Raw genomic sequence first — 25,577 nt, 5'->3', positions numbered from 1 at the left:
GAAGACTGTCCATCGCTATTATGACAAATTATAAATTTTTGTGAAGAAATGTTAAGACAAAATTGCCACTGGCACAAGCTGACCCCTGAACACAGGTTAGAAAATATCCGCCGGATCTGCGGCCCGCAAACGCCCCACGGCGATCGCCCCGGAAATGCAACACATGGCAATGGTCATAATTAATACAGTTAACGCCCTGGCCGTGGTCATAATCAGGGGCAAACCCGTGGCCCGGGCTGTGTTGGTGTAGAGTAGAATCCCCAAGCCAAAACTGGGTAAAAAGCCAATCACTGCTAGCAATAGGGCTTCTTGGAACACAACTCCCAACAAATAACGATCGCCGTAGCCAATGGCTTTGAGGGTGGCATATTCCGGTAAATGGTCAGAAACGTCGGTGTAGAGAATTTGGTAAACAATGACGGTGCCCACAATGAAACCCATAGCGGTGCCCAAACCAAAGACAAAACCAATGGTGGTGCGGGTTTGCCAATAATTCAATTCGTATTGGACTAACTTTTCCTTGGTGAAAACCTGGACATCCCCCTCGGTTAACTCTTGGCGGATTTCCTCCGCTACTTTTTCCGGATCAGCGCCGGGTTTGAGTTGCAAAATACCCGCATCAATGGAACTGCGGTCCCGATTAGGAAAAAGACGGAAGAAATTCAAATCGCTGGTAATTAAAGTCCCATCCGCCCCAAAGGAAGAACCGAGGGTGAATAAACCCTGCACCTGGATGCGGCGATTACCCACTTCGGTGAAAACTGGGCCGTCGGCTTCTAACAGGGCCGGCACTGGGCCAAATTCTTCCCTGGAGTCTTGGTCAAACAGGAACACGTCGGGGCGCTTAATCAAATCTAAATTTTCGGCTACCCCTGGTAGATTGATCGGATTGTTAACGGGGTTGAAACCCATGATGTAAATCTGGCGGCTGACTTTAGTTTCCGGGTTTTTCCAGCGGTTGATGTCAATGTAGAGGCTAGTGCCATCCTTAACAGAGGCGTTGCCCATGGCCTGGTATAAACGGCGGGCTGCAAAAGGGGTGGGGTTAACAAAGGTGTCCGTTTGGGTACTGAGAATGAATAAATCCCCTTGCAAACTTTTAGGAACCCGGACTGCACTGTCAAACAAGGCATTTTTGAACCCCAGTTGCATAAAAATCAGCACATCGGCAAAGGCAATGCCGGCGATCGCCGCCAGGAGTCGCATCCTTTCATGGAATAGCTGGTGCCAGGCAAGGGGAATTTTCATCTACTAATGTACTGATGGATAAATCTTTGGTTGATTGATTGTTAGTTGGGGGCAGAAGGAGGAGCGCTGTCGGGTTCAATTTTGACCACCACTTTGGCGTTGCTCAAGCCGGCCACGGTTTTGCTGGCGCTGGGACTGAGGGCAATTTTTACTTCCACCACCCTGGCATCAATGTCGGCGGCGGGGTCGGAGTCCAGCACATCATTTTTGCCAATTCTCAAACCAATATTGGTAACTCGCCCTTCCAATTCACCGCTAAAGCTGTCGTTTTCACTACGCACCCAAGCAGTTTGACCTAGTTCCACCCGGCCAATGTCATTTTCATACACTTCCGCCACCACAATCATTTGGGACGTAATGCCGAGATCGAGGATGCCATTGGTATCACTAACTTTTTCTCCAGGGCGAGTATAAATTTTTAACACCTGGGAATCCACCGGAGCCCGCACCAGGGCAGTGTCCAACTCAGCTCGGGCTTCCTGGAAACGGGCCATGGCCAAATTCAATTCTGCTTTGGCTTTTTGCACATCCACCGGACGAATTTCGGCAATTTGAGATAGGGTGGCCCGGGCCGATTCCCTTTCCAGCACCATGGTTTGGGCGTCCTTATCTCGGACTGATTGCTGTTCCCGAATTTGTTCTTCTAAAGTAGCTTCGGTTTTCATTAGCCGAGCCTGGGCTTCTCGCAAGCGCTGGTTGCTGGTCTCCAAATTCAAACGTCGCTGTTCCCAGTCTGCCATGGCGATCGCCCCATTTTCCGCCAAACTCCGATAACGCCGGTCATCGTTGGCCGCTTGATTTACCTCTGCCTGTAGGCGATCGATGGTGGCCTGTTGCTCTAACTTTTCCCCTTCCAACTGCTTAACCAAATTGGCCAGGGCGGCTTGGTTGACAGCAAAATTCTGTTCTAATTCCGCCTGGGCTTTCCGGACTTGGGACTCCTGGGCAGCGATTTCTCCCCGTTTGGCACCGGCTTCAATGATGGCCAAATCTGCTTGGGCTACCCGAACCGATTCCTGGGCAGAAACCACAGCGGCGGCTTTTTGTTCGTAGGAATCCAGCACTGCCACCACCTGGCCTTCTTTGACTTTGTCCCCTTCTTTGACTAATACTCTGGCTACTTTCGCCCCACCAAAAGAACCGGGGGAAGCGGAAAGCTTAATAATTTCCCCTAGGGGAGCAATGCGTCCCAGGGCGGCCACGGGCTTGTCTTCTGGAGCTTGAGTTGCGGGAGAAAGGGCACTGGAAGCGTTATCCTCCCCTTGATTGACCCCGGAACGGAGACTGTAAAAAATTATGCCCCCGGTGAATAAAACCCCCACCACCATGGCCAAAATGATCCAACGGAGGCTATGGTCAGGGTTGGTAAGTTGTCCAGTCCTAGTGGATTCACCCATAAAGCAAAAAGGGCCAATAGCTTGAAAATGCTAAATGGATTGTAACATTTTGATACGGGAGGATTCAGGGCACGGGGACACAGTTATTGCTTATTGCTGGCTTTCAAGGGCGTAGATTTTCCCCCGCCTGTTGGTCCAGAAGCCAGATCAGTTCCCCCTGGGGCTGGATAAACCGGGCTGGATATTGTTGGGGGTCGGCTTCGGGGGCAAAAATTTCCCCTAATGCATGCTGTTTACTGGCCCCTGCTACGAGAAAAACTACCGAACGGGCTCGGTTAATCAGGGGAATAGTAAAAGTTAACCGGGGTTGGCCATCTTTATTGCCCACCGTAATTAGGCGATCGCCAACGGTCAGGGCGGGGGTATGGGGAAAAAGGGAAGCGGTGTGGCCGTCGTCCCCTAAACCTAAAAGGATTAAGTCAAAGGCGGGGAAATGTCCTGCTTCCACCTGGAAAAAGGTGGCCAACTCATTTTCATAGGTCTGGGCATCCTGCTCAGGATCGGCCGCAGCAGTAGGCATGGGATGAATATTGGCTTCGGGAATGTCCACCTGGTCCAACCAAGCGAGGCGGGCCATGCGTTGGTTACTGTCGGGGTGGTCCACGGAAACATAACGTTCATCGCCCCAAAAAACGTGGATCTTTTCCCAGGGGAGGGCTTGGCGGGCGAGGGCTTCATATAACGGTTTAGGGGTGTTGCCCCCCGATAGGGCAATGGTGCCTTGACCCCGCTCGGCGATCGCCTTGGTAATACGAGTGGTGACACAGACCAGGGCCCGTTCAATCAAAATTTGTTTATTTATCAACACATCCACTTGGGGAGCCATGGAAACCTCTGGGGAATGGATAATCTTGTTTTTCCCCTCCATCTTGGAGTCGTTTCCCGTTTAGGTAAAGGAATTGTGGAATTTCTTCATCTTTTGGCTTTTTGATGGGCTAATTTACCGTAACCCCCCAAGAGCATTAGCCACGTTACCACCACCAACCAATGGAAAATGGCGATTAACCATAGGGAGCCACTGTGCCAATAAATTGCTGTGGTTGCCACCGCCAGTAGTCCGGTAAGACCGAGAAAAATAGGCTGGAAAAATACATTTCTTCCCCTGGGATAAAACAGGAGGGCGTTGAGGGGATGGTAGAGCAAAAAGAGCACTAAACTCAGCAGCATGGCCCCCAGCGTTGGCCAAAACAAATTCAGTTCCGTGGGATAGGGCAACAGCATAACCCGAAACACTAATTCTTCCCCCAGCGCCGGCAGAAAGAATAGGGCCAGGATTGACTTCATACTGCCCCCCAAGGATTGCCCCCACCATTGCCATTGCAATAGACCAAATTTAAAGCCCAAGGTCATGGCGATCGCCCCGTAGACGACAACAGCGATCCCGAAGAATTGCCAATCCTGGGGCCGGGGTAAAAATACTATCGCGGCCAAAATGCGCCGAGCTAAGGCGGAAAGAACAGGCACATCGCCAAAAATACCAGTGGGGGCCAGGGGTAAAATTTCCGGCATCGATCCTCCCACTTGGTTGGGGCGCATAAACCAAAGCTGAGCACCCTGTTCCAAGAAAATTTGGTTGAGAATATCCTGATTCAACCGGGGCAACATGGACTGCCAACTGAGCAGGGCATTGGCTAGGGTATTTTCCTGGATGAAATCGTATTGATTGGTGGGATTATCCGGATCTAAACCGGCTAGGGTGGCGGCATTGTTTTGCCAATCTTCCCTGGTAATACCCCTGGGTTTTAACATCGTCAACAGGCGATCGCCTAATTGCTGTAGCCGTTGGAAACGTTGATTTTCCGGGGAATTGCCATGCTGGGCTAACCAAGTGATAATTTCCGGGCTATTTTGCACCTTTTGCTGTAGACCAACAATGGCCAAGTACAAAGCTTGGTTGGAATCCTGTACACAGGAAGCTGCTGGACTAACCCCTGCGTAGCCAGTGCCATCCCCCGTGCGGTATCGAGCCATCATGATTTGCAATTGTTTTTGCAACTCATCCAGGGGAGAAAGTACGGAGCCGCCGAAGTTATAGTCCTCCAACACATCCAGTTTGACTACTACATCGGCAAAAGGACGACTCTGAATCCAGCCCCGCTGCAAATTACCCGCGTAGTTTTCCCAGGTTTGGGAACCAGCAATGATGCCCTGGGGATTATGGGCATAGACCTGATAGTAGGGAATTTCCCACTGCAACTCCTCTGTAAAGGGATCCCGGATAACTTTGGGCAAGCTAAAGGAAAAATGCCCCGTCACCGTACCCAACATAATTTTTTCCCCCAATGCGCCCCCAATGCCGCCAAATAAATGCATCCCCAACAGGCGATCGCCTTCTTGCCATTGCCCTAAAGCTACTGCGGGGGAATCACTGCGGGGATCAACTAAAACCTTTTGGACTGTGCCTTTGCGAGCAGGGGTATTCTGCCAATTTTTGTGACTAATGTAGTCCCGACCGGGACCGAGGCGAAAAATTTGTTCATCGGGTTGCAATTGCACCAAGGATCGGGGGTTGAGGGATTGGACCGTAAATATGCCATCTTTTCCCTGGGCACCATAGACGTACCAACCCGCCTGACCCACGGGGGAACTAGCCAAATCCCTGGGGGTGGACATAAACCGATCGCCGTTTAAGTGGGGTTGTTGGGGAATGCGAATGGTTTCCTGGGGCCCGTCAAACTCTTTACTGCCAGGGTTGTAATGTTGCACCAGCATCAAATCCGCTGGGCAGGGTTTAGTTCCAGGGCAATCCTGCGGTATGGCATTGGCGGGAGCATTGGGCGCAGGGCCAATAATTTTCACCAGGGCTTGGTAGCGTCCCGTCACCATTTCCGGCATGGTGGCCAGTTTAATTTCCGCCTGGTTGCCCACAGGAACATTAACTTGGGCCTGGACAAACCGCACCAGCACATCGTCCACTGGTCTAGCTCCGGCCAAGGATTGCAAAGGCCCCACCTGCGATCGCCCATTTAAACGGTTGGGCAATAAATTTCCTGCCTGTTCACTCTTCAAAGCGGCAGGGGTAAAATTTACATCCGTGGTCACTAGTTTGAGGTATCTGTCCAAATCAGCATTGCTCTGCCAGGTGAGACGGAGTTTTTGTCCCACTAATCCCTGTTGGATAGAAGGCGCTTGATACAGTTCCAACCAAACCCAATCTCCTGTCCTGGCTTTAGTTTCTTCCACCGTCGGCAGGATTAAACGACCCAACCACTCTCCCAAAGGCCGATAATACGCCTCATCTAAATTCTGTTGCAGAGGATAATAATCTACCTGGTTGGCGGGCAACTGACTGCTAATTTGATAATCCGGGATGCGGCCAGAGGTTTCCTGAGGTTGAAACAGCGTAGCTAGGGAAATCACCACCAGAGCGGCGATCGCCACCAATACCATCCGCCAGCGCCATTGCTTCATCTGTGGACTGCCCTAAAAATTGCCATAAAAAAACACCTGGGGCGTCTTTCCTTGTTTCGACTCCAGATGTTTTTCTAATTTCCTCACACCTGTCCTAAGTATAAATCACCAACGGGGATTGTCAAGGCTTCAGACCTGGAAAAAAACTTAATTTTCAAGAAACTTTGACCTAAAGCAGAACTCCGAAGCTTTTTCCATCGTCCTTCGCCGTAGATTGTGAATTTTTTCTAAGATTTTTAAAAATTCTTCAATCAGGGTTTCCCCTGGCCCAGCACCACTCCATAGACCAAAAACAAATTCCCCACTCGGATTGTTTTCGGTTAAGAGTTGTATAAAGGCCATCGCCATTTTAATAATCACGCTAAGATCACGGAGGATTGGCAAAAAGCCCAGGCTGATTGGTGACTTTTTTGGACAGCAACAACACTTCCCTGGATCGGCTTTGCCTTTCCCCATCTGACAGTGTAATTGGTTGATTATTTCAGTGGCCCGGCCGATGGATAATTACCATGGCCCGACCGACCGGGATTTCCAGACCAGTTTGAACAGTATTAAATTAGCCTTTCCGGACAAGGCCTCTGTGAAAATCTTAAAAAAGTATTAAGATTTTAAAAGCTAGCTTATTTTCGGAGGAAATGTGTTTACTCGACTTGCCCAGCAACACCGCGATTTCGTGAAGGATTTAGTCATGAGCTTGAGGGCTTTGGCCACTGTGCTCGAAAATCGGGGCTACATTGCTTCTTGCTACACCTGTGGCGACCAACTCAACAGCGCCTCCTTCATGGTGAGCTTGGGGGAAAATCATCTGATCCGCTTTTTGGTATCGGACTACGGCATCACCTGGACAGAAATGCGGGATGACCGAGAATTAATGAAATTAGAAGGAGCCGAGGCGATCGCCCAATTGGAAGAATTGGCCAATGTGGTCAAATATTGCCTAGCAGATGCCCCCAAAGGTGGCCGCAAAAAGCGCAAAACCGCCCAACTACAACTAGTCTAGGGCCCTTGCCATAACCCCCGATAGCGTGAGTTACCAGGAAATTCCCGCTGATAGTCCCCTGTAAAGCAAGGGAGCTGGAATAGTTTGTTTTACCGTAAGGTGTTGACTCCCCTGCCGGTCAAAACTGTGGAAAGTAAAATACCCACGCCGAACCTAAAATTAGAGCTTGGGAATTGCCGTGACATGTTTCTACGCCTAAGCTCGAGGCAAATGGTTATAGCGTTTTAAACAGATAGTAACTGTTGTTCCCTGGTCAACTGCACTTTTTAGCAAGATACTGCCACTGTGTAAGTCAACACATTTCTTGGCAACCATTAAACCGAGTCCTGTTCCCGTAATATTTCTGACATTTTTGCCCCGATGAAAGGGTTCAAAAATTTGCTTTTGGTCCTCTGGCGAAATGCCAATGCCCTGGTCGGTGACTTCAAAAATAATCTGTTCCGAATCTAGGCTTAGGGCAATTTTAATCTGCCCTCCCCCGGGAGAGTATTTAATCGCATTAGATAACAGATTAGATAAAATAGACCGCACTAACCTTTCATCCACCAATGCCTTCGTATCTTGAGCGCTACAAATAAAGTCAAAATAATATTGGTCACTGACACTTAATTGAATTTCTTCGATAAATTGCTGGAACAATAATTTCAAATCTAACCAATTAGGATTAAATTCCAATTTGCCCGCTTCGGCACGGTTAATGATTAAAATATCATCCAGGAGCTGTACCATATTTTTCACGGAATTTTGAATACGGTGTAAGTTCCGGCTACGCTTATCGGGATCAAGCCAGGCCACTTCAGAATTTTCCAGTAATTGGGCAGCAGCTAAGGCCGTACTGAGGGGAGTACGAAATTCATGGGAAGCCATGGAGAAAAAACGAGTTTTTAGGCGGCTTAATTCTTTTTCCCGTTCTAAAGCTAGGCGGACTTCCTCCGTGCGTCGGCGCTCAGTGACATCCCTTTGCACAGCAATCCAATGGGTGTAAAAACCTGTTTTATTGGCAACGGGCACCAGACTAAATTCCACCCAAAACTCACTGCCATCCTTACGATAATTAATCACTTCAACGGTAACTGATTGCCATTGACTAATGGCTTGCCGCACCCTATCTAATTCAGTGCGACTAGTTTTTGGTCCCTGTAAAACTCGGGGGGTTTTGCCTAGCATTTCTTCAGCAGTATAACCGGTGATTTTAGTAAATGCTTCATTGACATAGAGAATTCTCGGCCCGGGATCATCAATGGGCTCCGCTTCCGTAATCACCACCGCATCATTAGTATTAACCACAACGGATTGTAGCAAACGAATTTGTTCTGCCTGCCGCTTTTGCTCGGTAATATCGGCGACAACCGCCACCAATCCGGCAATATTTTCTTCACTATCCAATAGGGGAGCAGCGGAAAGGACAATTTCAATCCAACTACCATCTTTTTTTTGACATTTTAATTCTAGGCTAGGGGAAACCATGCCTGATAAAACTTTCTGTTTAAATTGCTGATAATCTTCCAGCAAAATGTTGGATGTTAATAATTCTGGATGGGCAATAATTTCTGTTTCTGTCCAACCAAAAATACGTTCTGCTGTAGGATTCCAAATCTGAATTTGGTCTGCTAAATTAAGGGTAAAAATACCCCTGGGGGAGGCCGCAATCAGGGATTGCAGAGTATGGTTAGTGTGGCGGAGAGCGGCTTCCGTTTTTTGTCGCTCACTGATTTCCATTCTTAGGGATTGATTGGTGGCGGCAAGTTGCTGGGTGCGTTTTTCGACTCGGTTTTCCAAATCTTTATTGAGTTGCTGTAATTGCTCATATAATTCCGATTGTTGGATGGCGATCGCGACCTGATTGGCTAGCTGTTTCATTAACTCCACTTCCCACGGTTGCCATGGCCGGGTAAAAGCACATTGATGGGTAATTAACAGCCCCCAAAGATAGGGAAATTCTGATTCATTATCTAGGGAAGAAGCACGATTATGTTGAAGAATGGGCACTACTAATTTTGATTTCACGCCAAATTGTTTGACGAAATCAGCTAGGCAAATCTCTATGTCATCCTGGTCAATGTCATTAATGGCCCGTACTTTACCTTTGGTGTAGGCTTGATGGTATTCAACGGGAAAAACTTCATCGGAAAAGGTCCGCCCTAAAATACTAGGATAATTGGCATTCACCGATTCCGTAATGGCGCTGCCCGTGCCATCTTGCCAAATGCGATAAATTAGAACTCGATCAACTTGCAACAGGGTTTTAACTTCAGCGACGGTGGTATTTAAAACCGTTTCCAAGTTTAAAGATTGGCGGATATGTTGGGTAATTTGGTTAATAAATCGTTCCCGTTGGGTTTGTTGCTTGATGCTAATTTCAATCCTGCGGCGTTCTTGGTTTTGTCTGTGCCATAAATAACAGGTCATGGCGATCGCCAGAAAAACAAATTCGATTGGAATTAGAAATTTGCCCATATATTAGCGAATCCCAGTAGAAAAACCTTACTTAAAATATTTTTGTTTGGCAATAATTTTCATGACTTTTAACAATAAAGCTAAATCATGATCCTTGGCAAAAACGCCGTCAATTTGGGGCAGGTAACTGCGAGCTTGTACCGTGATCTGACTGTCGGCACAATCCGTAATTAGTAGTAGGGCCGGCGGCTTAGCAGACAATTTTTTAATAATGGTCACTAAATCTAAAGTAGCTGAAATATCAATTGATTCATATTTAATCCCGCAACCAACTAGGATCGAATGATATTCTCCAACGTCAACATTGTTAAACAAAATATCTTGGAAGTTGATAGCAGAAATTTCAAAACTTGGACATAAAAATCGCTTGACTGATTGATACCACTGCCGATCCATTTCTAGGATACCAATTTTTGCCTTCGTTTTCTTGCAGGTCAGGGCAGAGGCTTTTTTACCGGCTAGTTTCAACATTGGAGTCTGGCCTCAAATACAAAGTCTGCAAAGTCTCGAAATATTAAACCAGAGAATAAATAATTAAACGCCAAAATATTTCTAGCAAAAACCCCAGTTATTAAACCGCCTAAGTCCCCCAGGAAAGGGGGATATAACAGTATAGATTTTGTCAGCCTTCAGCTTGGCTTTACCGTCAAAAAAACTACAACCCAATAATGCCCCAAGCACTAAGGGCAACGGCAATTATCCCTAAACTGACTAACGCCCCTCCGACGTAAAGCACGACTTTCCCTGCTAGATAAACCCCGGCGGGATAGGGTTGCTTTTGCCATTCCCAACGGTAAGTTAACGGAGCTTGGTTGCGGAAGTAGCCGATCGCCTCTAATTTTTCCCGATGATCAGCACCGTAACGGGGCATCCGGGCAAAGGGTAACTCACCACTAATCCGTTGGGGCAGAATGCGCCGCCGTTGATAGGGCACAGTATCGTAGCCAAAGTTTTCTAAATATTCTTGACTATTGAGCAGTTCGTTGATGAAGCCAGGTAACCCTTTAGTGGCGATCACAATGGACCAAGCAATTTTTTCTTCTTCACTATAAACATCTCGACCCAGTAATCGTTGAATACACATTTGTACAAAACGATAATTATTATTTACTTCAAAATTGCGACGACGAAAGCTATCCGAAAGAGCTAGACCACGGATAAAATCCCGCACGGTAATTTGCTGATTTTTGAATTGGGATTCTAAGGCAATCTGCCGATTACTTTGAATCATTTGTTGCTCGTTGAACACCTGACGATAGGCTGCGGCGATCAGATTATCCATGGCAGAGGGAGAAAGGGTGCCCTCCGTGGTGAAAATACGAGCGTGTTCATCTCCAGAGACTTCGTAGTTGGTAACCCGTTGATTCTGACTAACGGGAGCATAAGCAATTAAAGGCAGTGTCATAGATAAAGTTAGTAATTAAACTTAAAAGTTGTTTAATGTCCAGCCAATAACTGGTATGTGTTGGCATTAAAAATGCGATCCTAACAAAGTAAAATTGAAGAAAAGGGGGAGAAAATCGTAAAGAAATCGGAAAGTTAGCTGATGCGACTAAAACTGTTACATTTCGCAACATGAATTAACCCAGACCTGTTCACCCCTTCAGGTAAGCTGAGGTTGATAGAGAAAAGCACAATGGGCTATGAGAATTCTTTTAGTGGAGGATGATTTGCCGCTGGCGGAAACCCTTGCTGAAGCATTGAGTGACCAGCTTTACACCGTTGATATTGCCACCGACGCTTCCCTCGCCTGGGACTATGCCTCCCGACTGGAATATGACCTCGTTATTTTGGATGTGATGCTGCCGGAGTTGGACGGGATTACCCTCTGTCAAAAATGGCGATCGCACAGTTATTTAATGCCAATTTTGATGATGACAGCCAGGGATACGATCAATGATAAAATCACGGGCTTGGATGCGGGGGCGGATGATTATGTGGTCAAGCCAGTGGATTTGGGGGAGTTATTTGCCAGGGTGCGAGCTTTGTTGCGTCGGGGTTGTGCAACGTGCCAACCAGTTTTAGAGTGGGGGCCAATCAGGTTGGATCCAAGCACCTATGAAGTTAGTTATGACAATGAGGTTTTGTCTTTGACCCGCAAGGAATACAGCATTCTGGAATTACTACTCCGCAATGGCCGTCGGGTGCTAAGTCGGAGCATGATTATCGATAGTATCTGGAAGTTGGAGAGTCCCCCAGAGGAAGATACGGTTAAGGTGCATGTGCGGAGTTTGCGACAAAAATTAAAAAGTGCCGGTTTATCAGCAGATGCCATTGAAACGGTCCATGGCATTGGGTATCGTCTGGCCAATTTAACGGAAAAATCTTTGTGCCAAGGGAAAAACTAGCCCTGAAAACCATGGTTACTCATGCAAGAATCCGTTCACTCGTTCACGCCCCTTTCTGAGAGCTAGTTTCTAAAGTAAAAATTAAGAGGTAATACGAGAAAGCATTATACGGATGAGGGCACCATAAATTATTGCTTCACTTATTTCGGTATAAAGTTCGTAATCCTTGCTTAATCGCCGATAGCGATTTAATCAGCCAAACGAAATCAGTCATGGCTTACGATCTTGATTTACGCATTAAGGTTATAGTTTTCATCGAGAGTGGTGGTGGAATCACAAAGGCTTCGAAAACATTTAGGGTGGGCAGAGCAACAGTTTATCGCTGGTTGGGCAGAGAAGAGCTTGCGGCAACGAAAGTGGAGAACCGTCAGCGTAAGATAAACAGAAAAGAATTAGAAGAGGATGTGAAAAATAATCCTGATATGCTTCTAAAAGAAAGAGCTAAAAAATTTGGTGTGACTTCTGCTTCACTCAGTTATCAATTCAAAAAAATGAAGATTACTAGAAAAAAAACAGTTACTTTATCAAGAGAGGGATGCCCAAAAGCGAGCAGAATATCAAAAAATCTTGAGGCAGTTAGTTTTAATATACGGTATTGAAAGTCTAGTATTCATAGACGAAGCTGGTTTTGAGAAATTTGCATCCTCACTTTATGGATGGTCTAAAAAGGGAGAAAGAGTATATGGAGAAAAGCAGGGGAAAAGAGGGAAAAAAGAAAATCTTGTAGCGAGAAAAAGAAAAATGCAAAAAGACTTGATAGCGCCGATGTTATTCACCGGAAGCTTAAATACAACAGGTTTTGAAGGATGGCTTAAATTCTTTTTAATACCAACATTAACAATGAAATCAATCTTGATTATGGATAACCCCCCCCCCATTCATCGAAAAAATAAGATTAGAGAAATAGTGGAGTCCGCAGGACACATTATGTTATTTTTGCCAACTTATTCTCCAGACTTGAATGATATAGAGCATGATTTTAGTGCATTAAATAGAGCGAGAATGCAGGCAACTCCTGATACTAGTATAGATAAATTTATTCAAGATCACTGCATAGTCTAATGTCTCATAGTTATGCTAATCAGCTATGCTAGCCTATGACAAAGCAGCCCCCCCTCGATGGTGATTGTTTGGTCGGATGAAGATGAATGTAATAAGCAATCAAATTAGCCTAGTACTTCCCGCACATCAGCTACTTGCCCCGTAATGGCCGCCGCCGCGACCATCGCTGGACTCATTAACAAAGTACGGCCAGAGGCAGAACCCTGACGACCCTTAAAGTTACGGTTGGAAGAGGAAGCACTCAGTTGATCACCCTGGAGTTTGTCGGGGTTCATGGCCAAACACATGGAACAGCCTGCTTCTCGCCATTCAAAACCCGCCGCTTGGAAAATTTGATCTAGCCCTGCTGCTTCGGCCTGTTGCTTGACTTGTTCGGAACCGGGCACCACAAAAGCTTTTACCCCGGCCGCTACCTGGTGACCCTTGGCTACCTTAGCGGCTTCCTCCAGGTCGCTCAAACGACCATTGGTGCAACTACCAATGAAACAAACATCGACCTTGGTGCCTTTCAGCGGTTGTCCCGGCTGGAATTGCATATATTTGTAGGCTTCGCTGGCGATCGCCTGATCATCGGGGTTGAGGCTGTCAAGGGTAGGAACCGGCTCACTGATGCCAATGCCTTGGCCGGGGGTAATGCCCCAGGTAACGGTGGGTTCAATGTCCTCTGCCCGGAAGGAAACCACATCGTCGTACACCGCATCGGGTTCACTGGCAATACTGCGCCACCATTGCACTGCCTTGTCCCAATCTTCCCCTTGGGGAGCAAACTCCCGCCCTTTGAGGTATGCAAAAGTTACTTCATCTGGGTTGATATAGCCGCAGCGAGCTCCCCCCTCAATGGACATATTACAAACGGTCATGCGTTCTTCCATATTCATGGCGACAAAGGTTGATCCGGCATACTCATAGGCATAGCCCACCCCGCCCTTAACGCCCAATTTGCGGATAATGTGGAGAATCACGTCCTTGGCGTAGACCCCAGGGGCTAAATCACCGTTAACCTCAATTTTTCTTACTTTTAACTTATTTAAGCTCAAACTCTGGGCTGCCAACACGTCCCGCACTTGGGAAGTGCCAATGCCAAAGGCGATCGCCCCGAAGGCCCCGTGGGTAGAAGTGTGAGAATCGCCACAGGCAATGGTCATACCTGGTTGGGTTAGGCCCTGTTCCGGGGCAATGACATGGACAATGCCTTGATTGCCGGAGCCAATGGGATGGAAGCGAATATTATGGGCTTTGGTATTAACCTCCAACGCTTGCATCATTTCTTCAGCTAAGGAATCCTGGAAAGGCCGTTGCTGATTTTCCGTCGGCACAATGTGGTCCACCGTAGCCACCGTTCTTTCTGGATACATAACCCGCAACCCCCGCTCTTTCAGCATGGCAAAGGCCTGGGGACTGGTGACTTCGTGGATCAGGTGCAACCCGATGAAGAGTTGGGTTTGACCCGATGGCAAAACACTGATGGTGTGGAGATCCCAAACTTTGTCAAATAAGGTTCTTGCGCTCATGGTGGAAGTCTAGACAGGGCGATCGCCGAGGGAAAATGAATGGAGAATGGGGTGGTGGTCGTAGCGACTATCACCATCTTAGCCTGACCTGACAACCTGAACCTAGGAACAATAATGGAGAAAAATCCAGTCAATTTGGTCTTAAAGTCTGGGAAATTAGGCTAGGATGTCACTCAGAGCTTGTCTGAAAACTCCCTCTGGCCCGCGACAAAGATTTGATTAATCCCTATGAGTACTATTTTAGTTGTCGAGGATGAAGCCATTATTCGGGAGTTAATTGGCGAAACCCTGAGTCTGGAAAATTATAAGATTCTAGAAGCAGAAAATGGGGCGGTGGCCCTGGGGCTGCTCAACTCCTTGGAGGTGATGCCCGACTTGATCATCTGTGATGTGATGATGCCGGAAATGGATGGCCATGGCTTGATTACAGCCCTGCAAAAGAACGCCAAAACCGCGGCTATTCCCTTCATTTTTCTGACAGCTCTGGGTACTATGCAGGATTTTCGTAAGGGCATGAATTCCGGCGCGGATGATTACTTAATTAAGCCTTTTAAACAAGAAGATTTACTGAATGCGGTTAATAGCCGTCTGCAAAAACAAGCCAAGTTGTCAGCCTTTTATCAGGGGAGTATATCTAGTTCCTTGACCGAGAGGCCACGCCGTTCTGGTACCATCGGTACACCGACCCTCACCCCGGATGAAGCGGAAATTTGGCGGGATTTAGAAGTGGGTTTAAACACTGGGCAAGTTTTTCTCTTCTACCAACCCAAAGTATCTATCCACAACCATTGTTTGGCCGGCTGTGAAGCCTTGATCCGTTGGCACCATCCCCGTAAAGGTTTTGTTTCGCCGGGACTTTTCATCCCGATCGCCGAAAAAACTGGCTTTATCAGCGTGGTGGGGGAATGGGTAATTGAAACAGTTTTACGTCAATGTCAGCAATGGCAGTACCAAGGGCTGGACCCGATACAAGTGGCAATCAACATTTCTGCCCGACAATTCCATGGAGAAGACCTAATTTGCATTTTGCGGCTCGGCACCCATAAGTATGATGTCAGTCCCCAACAATTGGAAGTGGAATTAACCGAAACTTTGTTGGTGAAAAATGTCCAGGATTCCATTAAGCAGTTGAATGAACTCCGGGCTGAGGGTTTCAGTGTGGCGATCGACGACTTTGGCACTGGTTACTCTTCCCTAAGTTATCTGCAGCAGTTCCCCTTTGATGTGCTGAAAATAGATCAAAGCTTTGTGCGTCACATTGACAAAAACGCCAAGAATAAAACTATCACCGCCTCAATTATCAACCTAGCCCACGAACTAGAGTTGCGAGTAACGGCTGAAGGGGTGGAAACCTGGGCAGAATACGATACCATTGCCCACATGGGGTGTGACGAGTTACAAGGCTATCTTTTTAGTCGTCCTCTGCCAGTGGCAGATTTCACCGAGTTGTTAAGCCGGGGCACGGATGTTCCTATTTTGCCCCTACGGCGCTGACAGTTCAGTCAAGATGCGAAAAATTAAGCAGATTAATAATGGTATTACACCAACAACGTTTCTCCCTCGACCATGGAGCTTTTTGTCAAACCTTAGCCCAAACTGAAAATTTACTCATTGTCCAAGACTTGGATGGGGTCTGCATGGAATTAGTGCAAGATCCCCTCAGTCGCCGCCTGGATGCCGATTATGTCCGGGCCACCACCCTGTTTGCTGAACATTTTTACGTGTTGACCAATGGGGAGCACGTGGGAAAAAGAGGAGTACAGGGCATTGTGGAACAATCCTTTGGGGATGCTTCCTTTGTGCAACAGGAAGGCCTATATTTGCCCGGTTTGGCGGCCGGGGGAGTGCAGTGGCAGGATCGCCATGGCAAAGTAAGTCATCCTGGAGTGGGGCAAACGGAGCTGGAGTTTTTAGCGGCGGTGCCCGAAAAAATCACTAATTGTTTAAAAACCTTTTTTGGCGATCGCCCCCATTCCCTATCCCCAGAGCAATTACAAACGGGCATTGAAGCTTCGGTTTTAGATAATGTGGCTTCCCCCACCGCCAATTTAAATACCTTGGCCAATCTGTTACAAGACTTTCCGCAAATTTACCGAGATTTGCAGGAAACCATGGCTCAATTATTGGATCAGTTGATGGCGGAAGCCGTTGCCCAGGGTTTGGGGAATAGTTTTTTTGTCCACTATGCTCCCAATTTAGGTAGGGATGAACGAGGTAAGGAAATTATTCGTTGGGCCAAAGCTGGGGATTCCGGCACCACCGATTTTCAATTTATGTTGCGGGGTGGGGTCAAAGAAGCCGGGGTTTTGGCTTTGCTAAATCGTTACTATCACAATCGGACAGGGCAATATCCTCTGGGAGAAAGTTTTAGTGCTCGCCAAGCGCCCCCATCCCACCAGGACTTGTTGCATTTGGTGAAAGCGCAATTTGATCCGGCCTTGATGCCGCTGATCATTGGAGTTGGGGATACGGTCACCAGTCAGGTGGATGAAGCTACCGGGGAAATTCGACGTGGCGGGAGCGATCGCCAATTTTTGCAATTAATCCAAGATTTGGGGGATTGGGGAAATCACGGTAACTTAGTGGTGTATGTGGACAGTTCCCAGGGGGAGGTGAAAAATCGCCAACCTCTACAACTAGAAACCGTGGCGGGGCAAACCCAAGTGGTGGCTGGCCCTGGGGATATGCGGGACAGGGAAGAGCCATTGAAGATCAATGTGGCTTTTCCTGGTGGCCATGACCAATATGTAGCGGCGTTTAAGCAGGCGGCCCAGCGCCGAAGAGTCCATTTTTCCCAGTAGTTATGGTGGTGAAGCCATTCTCCGTGGTCGAATTAAGTACCCATTAAGTACCTAATCTCCGGGTAGTATGAACGGGGTTACACCGGTTAGTTTTAACCGTTTGATTTTAATTTTTTGTTGTATCGTAATTTTTGCCTATGGCCAGTGTCAGTTTTGAACAGGTAACTAAACAGTTTGATGATTATGTTGCCGTTAATAACTTGAATTTGGAAATTGAGGACGGGGAGTTTTTAGTTTTTGTGGGGCCGTCTGGTTGCGGCAAAACTACCTCCCTACGACTTTTAGCCGGGCTGGAAACCGTTAGTCAAGGACAAATCTGCATTGGCGATCGCCGGGTGAATGAACTATCTCCCAAAGACCGGGACATTGCCATGGTATTCCAGTCCTATGCCCTCTATCCCCACATGAGTGTTTATGAAAATATGGCCTTTAGCCTCGACTTACAGGGCAAACCCAAAGAAGAAATTAGGCAAAGGGTCTGTAGCGCCGCTGAATTGTTGGGCATCGAAAAATTACTGCATCGTAAACCCAAGGAATTGTCGGGGGGACAGCGGCAACGGGTGGCAGTGGGGAGAGCCATTGTCCGTAAACCCTCTGTGTTTTTGATGGATGAACCCCTTTCTAATCTGGATGCCATGCTCCGGGTGCAAGCCCGCAAAGAAATCAGTAAACTCCATAGCGACCTGGCCACTACTTTCATTTACGTTACCCATGACCAGGTGGAAGCTATGACCATGGGCGATCGCATTGCTGTGATGAAGGATGGCATTTTGCAACAGGTGGACAGTCCAGCTAATTTGTACAATCAGCCCGCTAACCTATTTGTGGCTGGTTTCATTGGCAGTCCCGCCATGAACTTTTTTCAGGTGGAAAGATTAAGTCAGGAAGGAAAAGAAAAGCTGAGTTTGGACGGTGTTGTTTTACCAATGCCAGACAGTGTAGCCAAAAACGGCGATCGCCCCCTAACCCTCGGTATTCGCCCTGAAAATATTTACCATCCCCAATATTTGCCCTTGGAAATTGAACCCATGGAGTTGCCAGCCACAGTTAACCTAGTGGAAATGATGGGCAATGAATTAATTGTTTATGCCCAAACTCCTGCCGGTACAGAATTTGTGGCCCGCATTGACCCCAGGGTAAATATTAAGCAGAAAGACTCAGTTAAATTTGTGGTTGATACCCAACGTTTTTACTATTTTGACCGGGAAATGGAAACGGCGATCTTTTAAAATTTGTCGGCGTTAAGCTGTCGATATAATCTTTGCCACTGTTGCTTTAAACCGAAGGGATTGGGGCTAGTTTCTGCTTCCAAATTCCACAAACTTTCATAGAAAAAGAAGGCGGTGCCGGCAAAATTTTGATCGTCAACCCATTGAGCCTGTTGCTTAATTCTTGCTGAGGGAATAGAACGATTTTTTAGCCCGCTCAAAATGCCCACTACGACAGGAATTTCCTGCTTAGTTTGTTGCACTGAGGATTGTTGTAATTCCCCGGTAAAAGCGGCTTGTTTTTCCCGATAAACTTGTAGAACTAGCTCATTTATTACCTTTGCTTCATGCCAGGTTTGCCAATCTAGCAAAAAACAATTCTTGGAAAAAGTTTGGGGATTGGGGGAAATGGAAATGGTTAAATTTGGTTTTACCGCCTTTAAAATAGGCACTAAACTTTGCACATAACGACTAATTTTAGCCGATCGCCAATCGGTCCATTGTTGCCAAATAGGGTCGGAGCTAACGCAGTTTTGGTTGAGATCTAACTCAGGGACTGGGAGCGGTTCCTGTCCAGTTTCTTGGCGATAAAGTGCAACGGTAATGGGATCATAGCCAAAGCTGTAGGGATAGCCAAAATGATCATCTAATTGAATACCATCCACATCGTAGCGACGGACTAAATCCACTAAAAGAGCAGTAATTAATTGTTGCACTTCGGGATGGAGCGGATTTAACCAGACCCTCGGTATAGTGCCCCCTTCCAACCAAATAGTTTCTCCTTGGGAATTAGTAGTTAACCAATGGGGATGGGCTTTAACCCAATCACTCTCTGCCGGGGCCATAAAACCAAATTCAAACCAGGGGATAACCCGCAAAGATTTTTCTTTAGCTAAGTTAATTACCTCCCCTAACATATCCCGATCTCCTAATTTTTCATCTTGCTTTTTTCCTAACCATTGTTGGGCCACCGCACTGGGATAAAGGGTATGGCCATCATTCCACACCGTCGGATAAAGGGTATTGAAATTAGTACTCTTCAGATCGGCGATCGCCGTTTTTAATTGGACTGGATCATAAAGAACATTACTGTCCACATTGGTTAACCAAACTCCTCGAATTTTGTTAGGAGAAGCTGAGGAATTCTGCCCAAGGAAAACCGTTGTCAGAACAACCAATAGGGCAACCAATAAAACTAGTAACCGCCACAATTTCCCACCGAGATAATGCCAGGGAGTCCACATTTTTACAGAGGACGGTAAACTCGATAGTCAATCTTGGGGAAAATATTGTCCATAACTTCAACCTTTTCTAGCCAACCCGCATCCACTTTATTGGCTCGAATATCATCAAACAGTTTATCGAAGCGCAACAGATGGGAACGGGTACGACGCACCGCATAGGGCACCATAGTTCCTGTCCGCATAATAAATGCCCAGTCGGAGGATTGGGCCAACAGCAATTCCCGGGCGGCCTGGTTCAATGCTTTTTCTTCTAGTTCATCCACCGCTTCCCGATGGCTTAATTCAATCATGCGCTCAGCAGCTTTATGCAAATGGGGATAAATCCAAGCATTGGTATCGTTAAGCCAATATTCATGGAAACCTTTATAGCCCCAACTAGACTGGGAAGGACGACAAACCTGTTGGTGAGGATTTCCCCGCAGATAATCGGCCAGATGGGTCATCTCAAACGTGTCTTGATCAAACCAAGATTTACGGAATAAATAATCAATAAACCACGGGCCTTCGTACCACCAATGCCCAAATAATTCCGCATCGTAGGGGGACACTACTAACGGCGGCCGACCCATAATGCCCGATAGATGACCGACCTGTTGTTGACGGTTATACATGAAATTCGAGGCGTGTTCAGCAGCCTTTTCTTTAGCCCAGTAAGGATCGTACCAAGCCTTTTCCGATAACCCCCCATCTCGACTGGTGATTTTGTGATACTTGATGCCAATATTTTTCCGTTGCCCGTTGGGCATGATATAGGGCTTGATGTACTCATACTCCGCTTCCCAGCCCAAATCTTTATAAAACTCTCGATAAACCGGATCCCCCGGATAGCCTACCTGGGAAGACCATACCTGTTGGGAAGATTCGTGATCCCGGCCAAAGGCCGCTACTCCAGTTTCTGTAAAAATGGGAGCATAAGTGCCAAATTTTGGTCTCGGACGGGCGTATAAAATGCCATGGCCATCTACCAAGAAGTAGCGCAGACCCGCATCGGCCAGCATTCTTTCCACCCCTTCGTAATAAGCACACTCCGGTAACCAAATGCCCTTTGGCGATCGCCCGAAGTTTTCTTCGTAATGCTCACAAGCCACTTTAATTTGGGCCCACACCGCCTGAGGATACATTTTCATCAAAGGAAAATATCCGTGGGTGGCACCACAGGTAATAATTTCTAAATTATTACTATCTTGAAATTGTTTAAAAGCAGTTACTAAATCACCGTCGTAACGTTCCCAAGTTTCCCGAATGGCGGCAAATTCTTTGGCGTAAAAATCAGCTAAATATTGTAGATGGCCGTTATGTTCATTGCGAACAATTTCCTTTGCTAATAATTCCTGCAACAGAGATAAATGGGCTTCGTAACGTTGTTGCAATAGGGGATCCCGGAGCATGGAAACCAACGGCGGCGTCATGCTCATGGTAATTTTAAAATCTACTCCATCCCGCTTCAAACCTTCAAATACATGGATGAGGGGAATATAAGTTTCTGTGATGGCTTCGTATAACCATTCCTCCTCCAAAACGTAATCGCTTTCTGGGTGCCGAACGAAGGGAAGATGGGCGTGGAGGACAAGGGCAACATAGCCAAGAGCCATAGGAGTTACGCACCTGATGCGGGATAGTACAAAGTTAGCGGCTAACTTGTAGCCAATCTTATCAAAATATGGCCCGGGAAAACTTTGCCTCAGATGGCGGGGATCGAGGGGATCACTTAGCCAAGCTAGATATAATACAGCCCATAGCCTATTGCTTCCCCTGCCATGCTCATTCCCCTTACCCAAGAAACCTTCGACCAAGTGGTACCTGTTATTGCCACTGGTGCCCAGTATTCCTATGCCTGGGGTAAGGTTTATAACCTTTTGGCCAGATTACTTATTTCCCTATTAATTGTGGTTTCCATTTGGATTGTGGGTCTAATTTTTGGCCACGGAGCCCAAGGAGTGGAATTGGTTTGCTTCATTATCGGTGGCATGTATTGGCTTTGGTGCCCCGTTTATGTGGCCAGTGTCCGCAATAGACAGTACCGTCGTTTTCCCTATGTGGGTTTTTGGCGGGGGGAAGTGTTGGATATTTTTATTACCGAAGAGGTGATTAATGAAACCCAGCAGGCGGATCAGTTTGGTCGCTTAGTGGTGGTGGAAAATATTGAGCGACGCATTAACCTAGAAGTTGGCGATCGCCAGGGATTTACAGCGGTGGTCCAAGCTCCGGTGCAAAAAACTTACAAAGCGATTCGGCCGGGCATGGTGGCGGAGATGTTGTTATTCTCCAAAAACGCCGAATTGGAACGGGTGGATAAACTCAGCGACCTCCATCTACCGGAACTGGATTTGTGGGTGGGGGATTATCCAGTGGTGCGTCGAGATATTTTTCGGGATATTAGTAATGAGTTTGGTTCCCCAATTCCCCGCCGCCGCCGTCAACCAACTCCCTCTTCCCGCCGCCTTCGTTAAGTTTGATTGCGCAATTATGCTAATTTCCCGCTGTTTGGCAAAAATTCACATTTATTCATCTTTCCTTGGTCTTTTCTGGTCAATCGGTCATTTTCTCAGTTGCAACTCTGGTCGTAACCACGGCAATCGGACAAAATCTAGTTAGTTCACTGACTGCTTATTTTCGCCTACTAATTTCTGCATAGCTCTGCCAGTAAGAGTTTAAAGTCTAATTCTTTTTAGTACAACTCTCATTTTTGTCTTAATCCCATCTTTGGCGATCGCCATAAGTAACTATACCCAGACAAGTTATTTTATTTTTGTCTCAATTTAATAAAAATAAAAACACAAAATTTGTTTTTAGGCGTTTTAAAGACTAGAAGCAGTTTTAAAAGCAATTAAAACGAATTTAAGTTTTAAAAATAAGATTTAAGCCAGATTAATACCCCAAACTATTTCTCCAAGACCCCAAACCTCGTTAATAATGCGATCAGCGCAGCGGAGACCACACAACCCTGAGCATTCCCCCAGAGCATTTTTAGGAGCAACTCCCTTGACACTGACACTTGCGGTATACGGCAAAGGCGGCATTGGTAAATCCACCACCAGTTGCAACATCTCCACAGCATTGGCAAAACGAGGCAAAAAAGTTCTCCAAATTGGTTGTGATCCCAAACATGACAGCACCTTTACCCTGACTGGCTTTCTCATCCCCACCATCATCGACACCTTGCAGGAAAAGGATTTCCACTACGAAGACATCTGGCCCGAGGATGTAATTTACAAAGGTTATGCCGGGGTGGATTGCGTCGAAGCTGGTGGACCTCCTGCTGGAGCTGGTTGTGGCGGTTATGTGGTGGGGGAAACAGTGAAATTGCTGAAGGAACTCAACGCCTTTGACGAGTACGACGTGATTCTGTTTGACGTGTTAGGGGACGTAGTTTGTGGTGGTTTTGCCGCCCCGTTAAACTATGCCGACTATTGTTTGATTGTTACAGACAACGGTTTTGATGCTTTGTTTGCTGCCAACCGCATCGCTGCTTCCGTGCGGGAAAAAGCCCGTACCCACAGCCTCCGCCTCGCTGGTTTGATTGGCAATCGCACTTCCAAACGGGACTTGATTGATAAATATATTGAAGCCGTACCCATGCCGGTATTGGAAATTTTGCCCCTAATTGAAGATATTCGGGTTTCCCGGGTGAAAGGCAAAACTTTGTTTGAAATGGCCGAGTCCGACCCTTCCCTAAACTATGTTTGTGATTATTATCTGAACATTGCCGATCAAATTTTGTCCCAACCGGAAGGGGTAGTGCCCAAAGATGCCCAGGATCGGGATCTATTCAGTTTGCTGTCTGATTTCTACCTCAATCCCACCCAGCCTGCTAGCCAAACCAAAGAATTGGATTTGATGATGGTTTAGGTCTAACCCCCTAAATCCCCCAATACTGGGGGACTTAGAATTAGATTTCTCTCGCATATTTCTTGAGGCTACGTTTAACTTATTTCCCATGAAGAATTCCCATAGAATTCGTGGAACTACAAAAGAAATTGAGCAAGCGGCTCGTCTTTTAAGAAAAAATATGACGATGGCAGAGAATATTTTGTGAGAGGAATTACGAAATCGCCAAATTTTAGGCTTTAAATTTCGTCGCCAGCATCCTATTGGTAATTTCATTGTTGACTTTTATTGTCCACAATTAAAATTAATCATAGAGGTGGATGGAAGTATTCATGATAACCAACGGGAATACGATCAATGTCGATCTGAAAAACTCAAAGAATTTGTTCATTATGTTTTACGATTTACCAACGATCAAGTTATTGATAATTTACCAAAAGTTTTAGAAAAAATTACTCAGACAACACAAACTCTACTCCCCCCAGTATTGGGGGGTTAGGAAGGCAAAATAAAAACTATACCTAGGAGAACCTAAACTATGACTGTTGCTCAACAAGCCCCTTCTGCCCTTAACTTTGACTGTGAAACCGGCAACTACCATACCTTTTGTCCCATTAGTTGCGTATCTTGGCTTTATCAAAAAATTGAGGATAGTTTTTTCCTCGTTATTGGTACTAAAACCTGTGGTTATTTCCTACAAAATGCCATGGGGGTAATGATTTTTGCCGAACCTCGTTACGCCATGGCCGAGTTAGAAGAAGGAGACATTTCTGCCCAGTTAAAAGACTATGAAGAACTGAAACGACTTTGCCTACAAATTAAGCGCGATCGTAACCCCAGTGTGATCGTCTGGATTGGTACCTGCACCACTGAAATTATCAAAATGGACCTGGAAGGTTTGGCTCCCCAGTTGGAAGCGGAAATTGGCATCCCCATCGTTACTGCCCGAGCCAATGGTTTAGATTATGCTTTCACCCAAGGGGAAGATACGGTGCTGGCTTCCATGGCCCATAAATGCCCTACTTCAGCCCAGGTGCAAGGGGAAGATAAGGAAGAACGCAACGCCATTCAAAAATTATTGACCTTTGGTCGTAAAGCTGACCAGGAAAAAGTTGAATCGGAATATGTGGATCATCAACCGCTAGTTTTGTTTGGTTCTCTGCCCGATCCAGTGGTAACAAATTTAACGTTAGAGTTGAAGAAACAGGGAGTGAAAGTATCTGGTTGGTTGCCCGCCAAACGCTATACGGAATTGCCGGTGATTGATGAGGGTTATTATGTGGCCGGGGTTAATCCTTTTCTGAGTCGTACCGCAACTACTTTGATGCGTCGCCGTAAATGTAAATTAATTGGCGCTCCATTTCCTATTGGTCCCGATGGCACCAGAGCTTGGATTGAAAAAATCTGTTCTGTACTGGGTATTGAACCCCAGGGTTTGGAGGAACGGGAAGCTCAAATTTGGGCAAGTTTAGAAGATTATATCCAGTTAATTCGCGGTAAATCTGTGTTTTTTATGGGGGATAATTTGCTGGAAGTTTCCCTAGCTCGTTTCCTCATTCGCTGTGGCATGACCTGCCCAGAAATTGGCATTCCCTATATGGATAAACGTTACCAGGCGGCGGAGTTGGCCTTGCTGGAAAAAACCTGCTCTGACATGGGAGTTCCCTTGCCAAATATTGTGGAAAAGCCAGACAACTACAATCAGATTCAACGGATTAAAGCTCTGCAACCGGATTTAGTCATTACCGGCATGGCCCACGCTAATCCCTTGGAAGCTCAGGGCATTAACACCAAATGGTCGGTGGAATTTACCTTTGCCCAAATTCACGGTTTTACCAATGCTCGGGATATTTTGGAATTAGCAACCCGTCCGTTGCGTCGTAACTCCCAATTAGGAGAATTAGGCTGGGATAAGTTGATTGCTAAAGACGTTCCTGCTCAGGTTTAAGTTCTAATTAGCTTCGGACTATTCTACATAGGAATAAACCATTGTCTCAGCAGGTTGAATGGCGATCGCCTGGGGCAATGGATTTCTTTAGAGATTTCAGCTATTGCCCAAAAA

The 25,577-nt window shown here is 46.6% G+C and carries 19 protein-coding genes and 3 pseudogenes; 10 read left to right on the top strand and 12 right to left on the bottom strand.

Annotated elements, in window-relative coordinates; translation table 11 throughout:
- Window positions 1-96: 96 nt before the first annotated feature.
- The 5 genes from devC to H6G46_RS01295 all read right to left on the bottom strand — a co-directional run bounded on the left by devC (window position 97) and on the right by H6G46_RS01295 (window position 6,512).
- Window positions 97-1,248: an ABC transporter permease DevC gene (devC, locus tag H6G46_RS01315; RefSeq protein WP_010874206.1), complete on the bottom strand. Its 1,152-nt coding sequence runs from the start codon at window positions 1,246-1,248 to the stop codon at window positions 97-99.
- Window positions 1,249-1,289: 41 nt separating this feature from the next.
- Window positions 1,290-2,645, bottom strand: a complete 1,356-nt coding sequence (locus H6G46_RS01310) for an HlyD family efflux transporter periplasmic adaptor subunit (RefSeq protein ID WP_010874207.1) — start codon at window positions 2,643-2,645, stop codon at window positions 1,290-1,292.
- 103 nt (window positions 2,646-2,748) lie between these two features.
- Window positions 2,749-3,513 (bottom strand): 6-phosphogluconolactonase, encoded by a 765-nt coding sequence (pgl, locus tag H6G46_RS01305; protein WP_010874208.1) that lies wholly within the window; start codon window positions 3,511-3,513, stop codon window positions 2,749-2,751.
- Window positions 3,514-3,557: 44 nt separating this feature from the next.
- On the bottom strand, window positions 3,558-6,056 hold the full coding sequence (locus tag H6G46_RS01300) for a CPBP family glutamic-type intramembrane protease (protein WP_010874209.1): 2,499 nt from the start codon (window positions 6,054-6,056) through the stop codon (window positions 3,558-3,560).
- Between the two features lie 147 nt (window positions 6,057-6,203).
- Window positions 6,204-6,512 carry a hypothetical protein gene (locus H6G46_RS01295; protein ID WP_010874210.1) on the bottom strand — a complete coding sequence of 103 codons (309 nt, stop codon included), beginning with the start codon at window positions 6,510-6,512 and terminating at the stop codon, window positions 6,204-6,206.
- Window positions 6,513-6,693: 181 nt separating this feature from the next.
- Between H6G46_RS01295 and H6G46_RS01290 the strand changes: the two genes are divergently transcribed.
- Window positions 6,694-7,056, top strand: coding sequence for a DUF1815 family protein (locus tag H6G46_RS01290; RefSeq protein ID WP_010874211.1), 363 nt, complete (start codon window positions 6,694-6,696; stop codon window positions 7,054-7,056).
- 195 nt (window positions 7,057-7,251) lie between these two features.
- Here H6G46_RS01290 and H6G46_RS01285 read toward each other — a convergent pair whose 3' ends face one another.
- From H6G46_RS01285 to H6G46_RS01275, 3 genes are all read right to left on the bottom strand, one after another.
- Window positions 7,252-9,513 carry a PAS domain S-box protein gene (locus H6G46_RS01285; protein WP_014407164.1) on the bottom strand — a complete coding sequence of 754 codons (2,262 nt, stop codon included), beginning with the start codon at window positions 9,511-9,513 and terminating at the stop codon, window positions 7,252-7,254.
- 27 nt (window positions 9,514-9,540) lie between these two features.
- Entirely contained in the window at window positions 9,541-9,984 is a 444-nt protein-coding gene (locus H6G46_RS01280) for a hypothetical protein (RefSeq protein ID WP_010874214.1), read from the bottom strand.
- Window positions 9,985-10,168: 184 nt separating this feature from the next.
- Entirely contained in the window at window positions 10,169-10,918 is a 750-nt protein-coding gene (locus tag H6G46_RS01275; RefSeq protein WP_010874215.1) for a phycobilisome rod-core linker polypeptide, read from the bottom strand.
- A gap of 238 nt (window positions 10,919-11,156) precedes the next feature.
- On the opposite strand from H6G46_RS01275, the gene H6G46_RS01270 reads away from it, so the two are divergent.
- The gene (locus tag H6G46_RS01270; protein WP_010874216.1) at window positions 11,157-11,861 is read left to right on the top strand and encodes a response regulator transcription factor; all 705 of its coding nucleotides are present in this window, start codon (window positions 11,157-11,159) and stop codon (window positions 11,859-11,861) included.
- 81 nt (window positions 11,862-11,942) lie between these two features.
- Here H6G46_RS01270 and H6G46_RS18355 read toward each other — a convergent pair.
- Window positions 11,943-12,065, bottom strand: a pseudogene (locus H6G46_RS18355) (IS5/IS1182 family transposase); the annotation flags it as partial.
- 8 nt (window positions 12,066-12,073) lie between these two features.
- On the opposite strand from H6G46_RS18355, the pseudogene H6G46_RS01260 reads away from it, so the two are divergent.
- Window positions 12,074-12,923: pseudogene (locus H6G46_RS01260) on the top strand (IS630 family transposase).
- Between the two features lie 104 nt (window positions 12,924-13,027).
- Here H6G46_RS01260 and leuC read toward each other — a convergent pair.
- Complete coding sequence (gene leuC, locus H6G46_RS01255; protein ID WP_010874219.1) at window positions 13,028-14,434, bottom strand: 3-isopropylmalate dehydratase large subunit; 1,407 nt, start codon at window positions 14,432-14,434, stop codon at window positions 13,028-13,030.
- A gap of 228 nt (window positions 14,435-14,662) precedes the next feature.
- Here leuC and H6G46_RS01250 point away from each other — a divergent pair, with 228 nt between their 5' ends.
- The 3 genes from H6G46_RS01250 to H6G46_RS01240 all read left to right on the top strand — a co-directional run bounded on the left by H6G46_RS01250 (window position 14,663) and on the right by H6G46_RS01240 (window position 18,464).
- Window positions 14,663-15,928 (top strand): EAL domain-containing protein, encoded by a 1,266-nt coding sequence (locus H6G46_RS01250; RefSeq protein WP_010874220.1) that lies wholly within the window; start codon window positions 14,663-14,665, stop codon window positions 15,926-15,928.
- Window positions 15,929-15,966: 38 nt separating this feature from the next.
- Entirely contained in the window at window positions 15,967-17,235 is a 1,269-nt protein-coding gene (stpA, locus tag H6G46_RS01245) for a glucosylglycerol 3-phosphatase (RefSeq protein WP_010874221.1), read from the top strand.
- Window positions 17,236-17,372: 137 nt separating this feature from the next.
- Window positions 17,373-18,464, top strand: a complete 1,092-nt coding sequence (locus H6G46_RS01240) for an ABC transporter ATP-binding protein (protein WP_010874222.1) — start codon at window positions 17,373-17,375, stop codon at window positions 18,462-18,464.
- Here the strand turns inward: H6G46_RS01240 and H6G46_RS01235 are convergent.
- Window positions 18,461-19,687, bottom strand: coding sequence for a family 10 glycosylhydrolase (locus H6G46_RS01235; protein WP_010874223.1), 1,227 nt, complete (start codon window positions 19,685-19,687; stop codon window positions 18,461-18,463). The two genes, H6G46_RS01240 and H6G46_RS01235, sit on opposite strands and share 4 nt — an antisense overlap.
- Window positions 19,688-19,689: 2 nt before the next feature.
- On the bottom strand, window positions 19,690-21,279 hold the full coding sequence (locus tag H6G46_RS01230; RefSeq protein WP_010874224.1) for a glycoside hydrolase family 57 protein: 1,590 nt from the start codon (window positions 21,277-21,279) through the stop codon (window positions 19,690-19,692).
- A gap of 165 nt (window positions 21,280-21,444) precedes the next feature.
- Here H6G46_RS01230 and H6G46_RS01225 point away from each other — a divergent pair, with 165 nt between their 5' ends.
- From H6G46_RS01225 to bchN, 4 genes and pseudogenes are all read left to right on the top strand, one after another.
- A complete protein-coding gene (locus H6G46_RS01225; protein ID WP_010874225.1) occupies window positions 21,445-22,137 on the top strand; it encodes a hypothetical protein in 693 nt (230 codons plus the stop codon).
- A 538-nt stretch (window positions 22,138-22,675) separates the two neighbouring features.
- Window positions 22,676-23,536: a ferredoxin:protochlorophyllide reductase (ATP-dependent) iron-sulfur ATP-binding protein gene (bchL, locus tag H6G46_RS01220; protein WP_041426077.1), complete on the top strand. Its 861-nt coding sequence runs from the start codon at window positions 22,676-22,678 to the stop codon at window positions 23,534-23,536.
- A gap of 202 nt (window positions 23,537-23,738) precedes the next feature.
- Window positions 23,739-24,014: pseudogene (locus H6G46_RS18350) on the top strand (endonuclease domain-containing protein); the annotation flags it as partial.
- Window positions 24,015-24,053: 39 nt separating this feature from the next.
- Complete coding sequence (gene bchN / locus H6G46_RS01210) at window positions 24,054-25,463, top strand: ferredoxin:protochlorophyllide reductase (ATP-dependent) subunit N (protein WP_010874227.1); 1,410 nt, start codon at window positions 24,054-24,056, stop codon at window positions 25,461-25,463.
- Window positions 25,464-25,577 lie beyond the last annotated feature (114 nt).

This window comes from Synechocystis sp. FACHB-908 (assembly GCF_014698595.1).
GTDB lineage: Bacteria > Cyanobacteriota > Cyanobacteriia > Cyanobacteriales > Microcystaceae > Synechocystis.
Note: the sequence above shows the minus strand (reverse complement) of the source record. Positions and strands in the feature narration are given on the sequence as shown.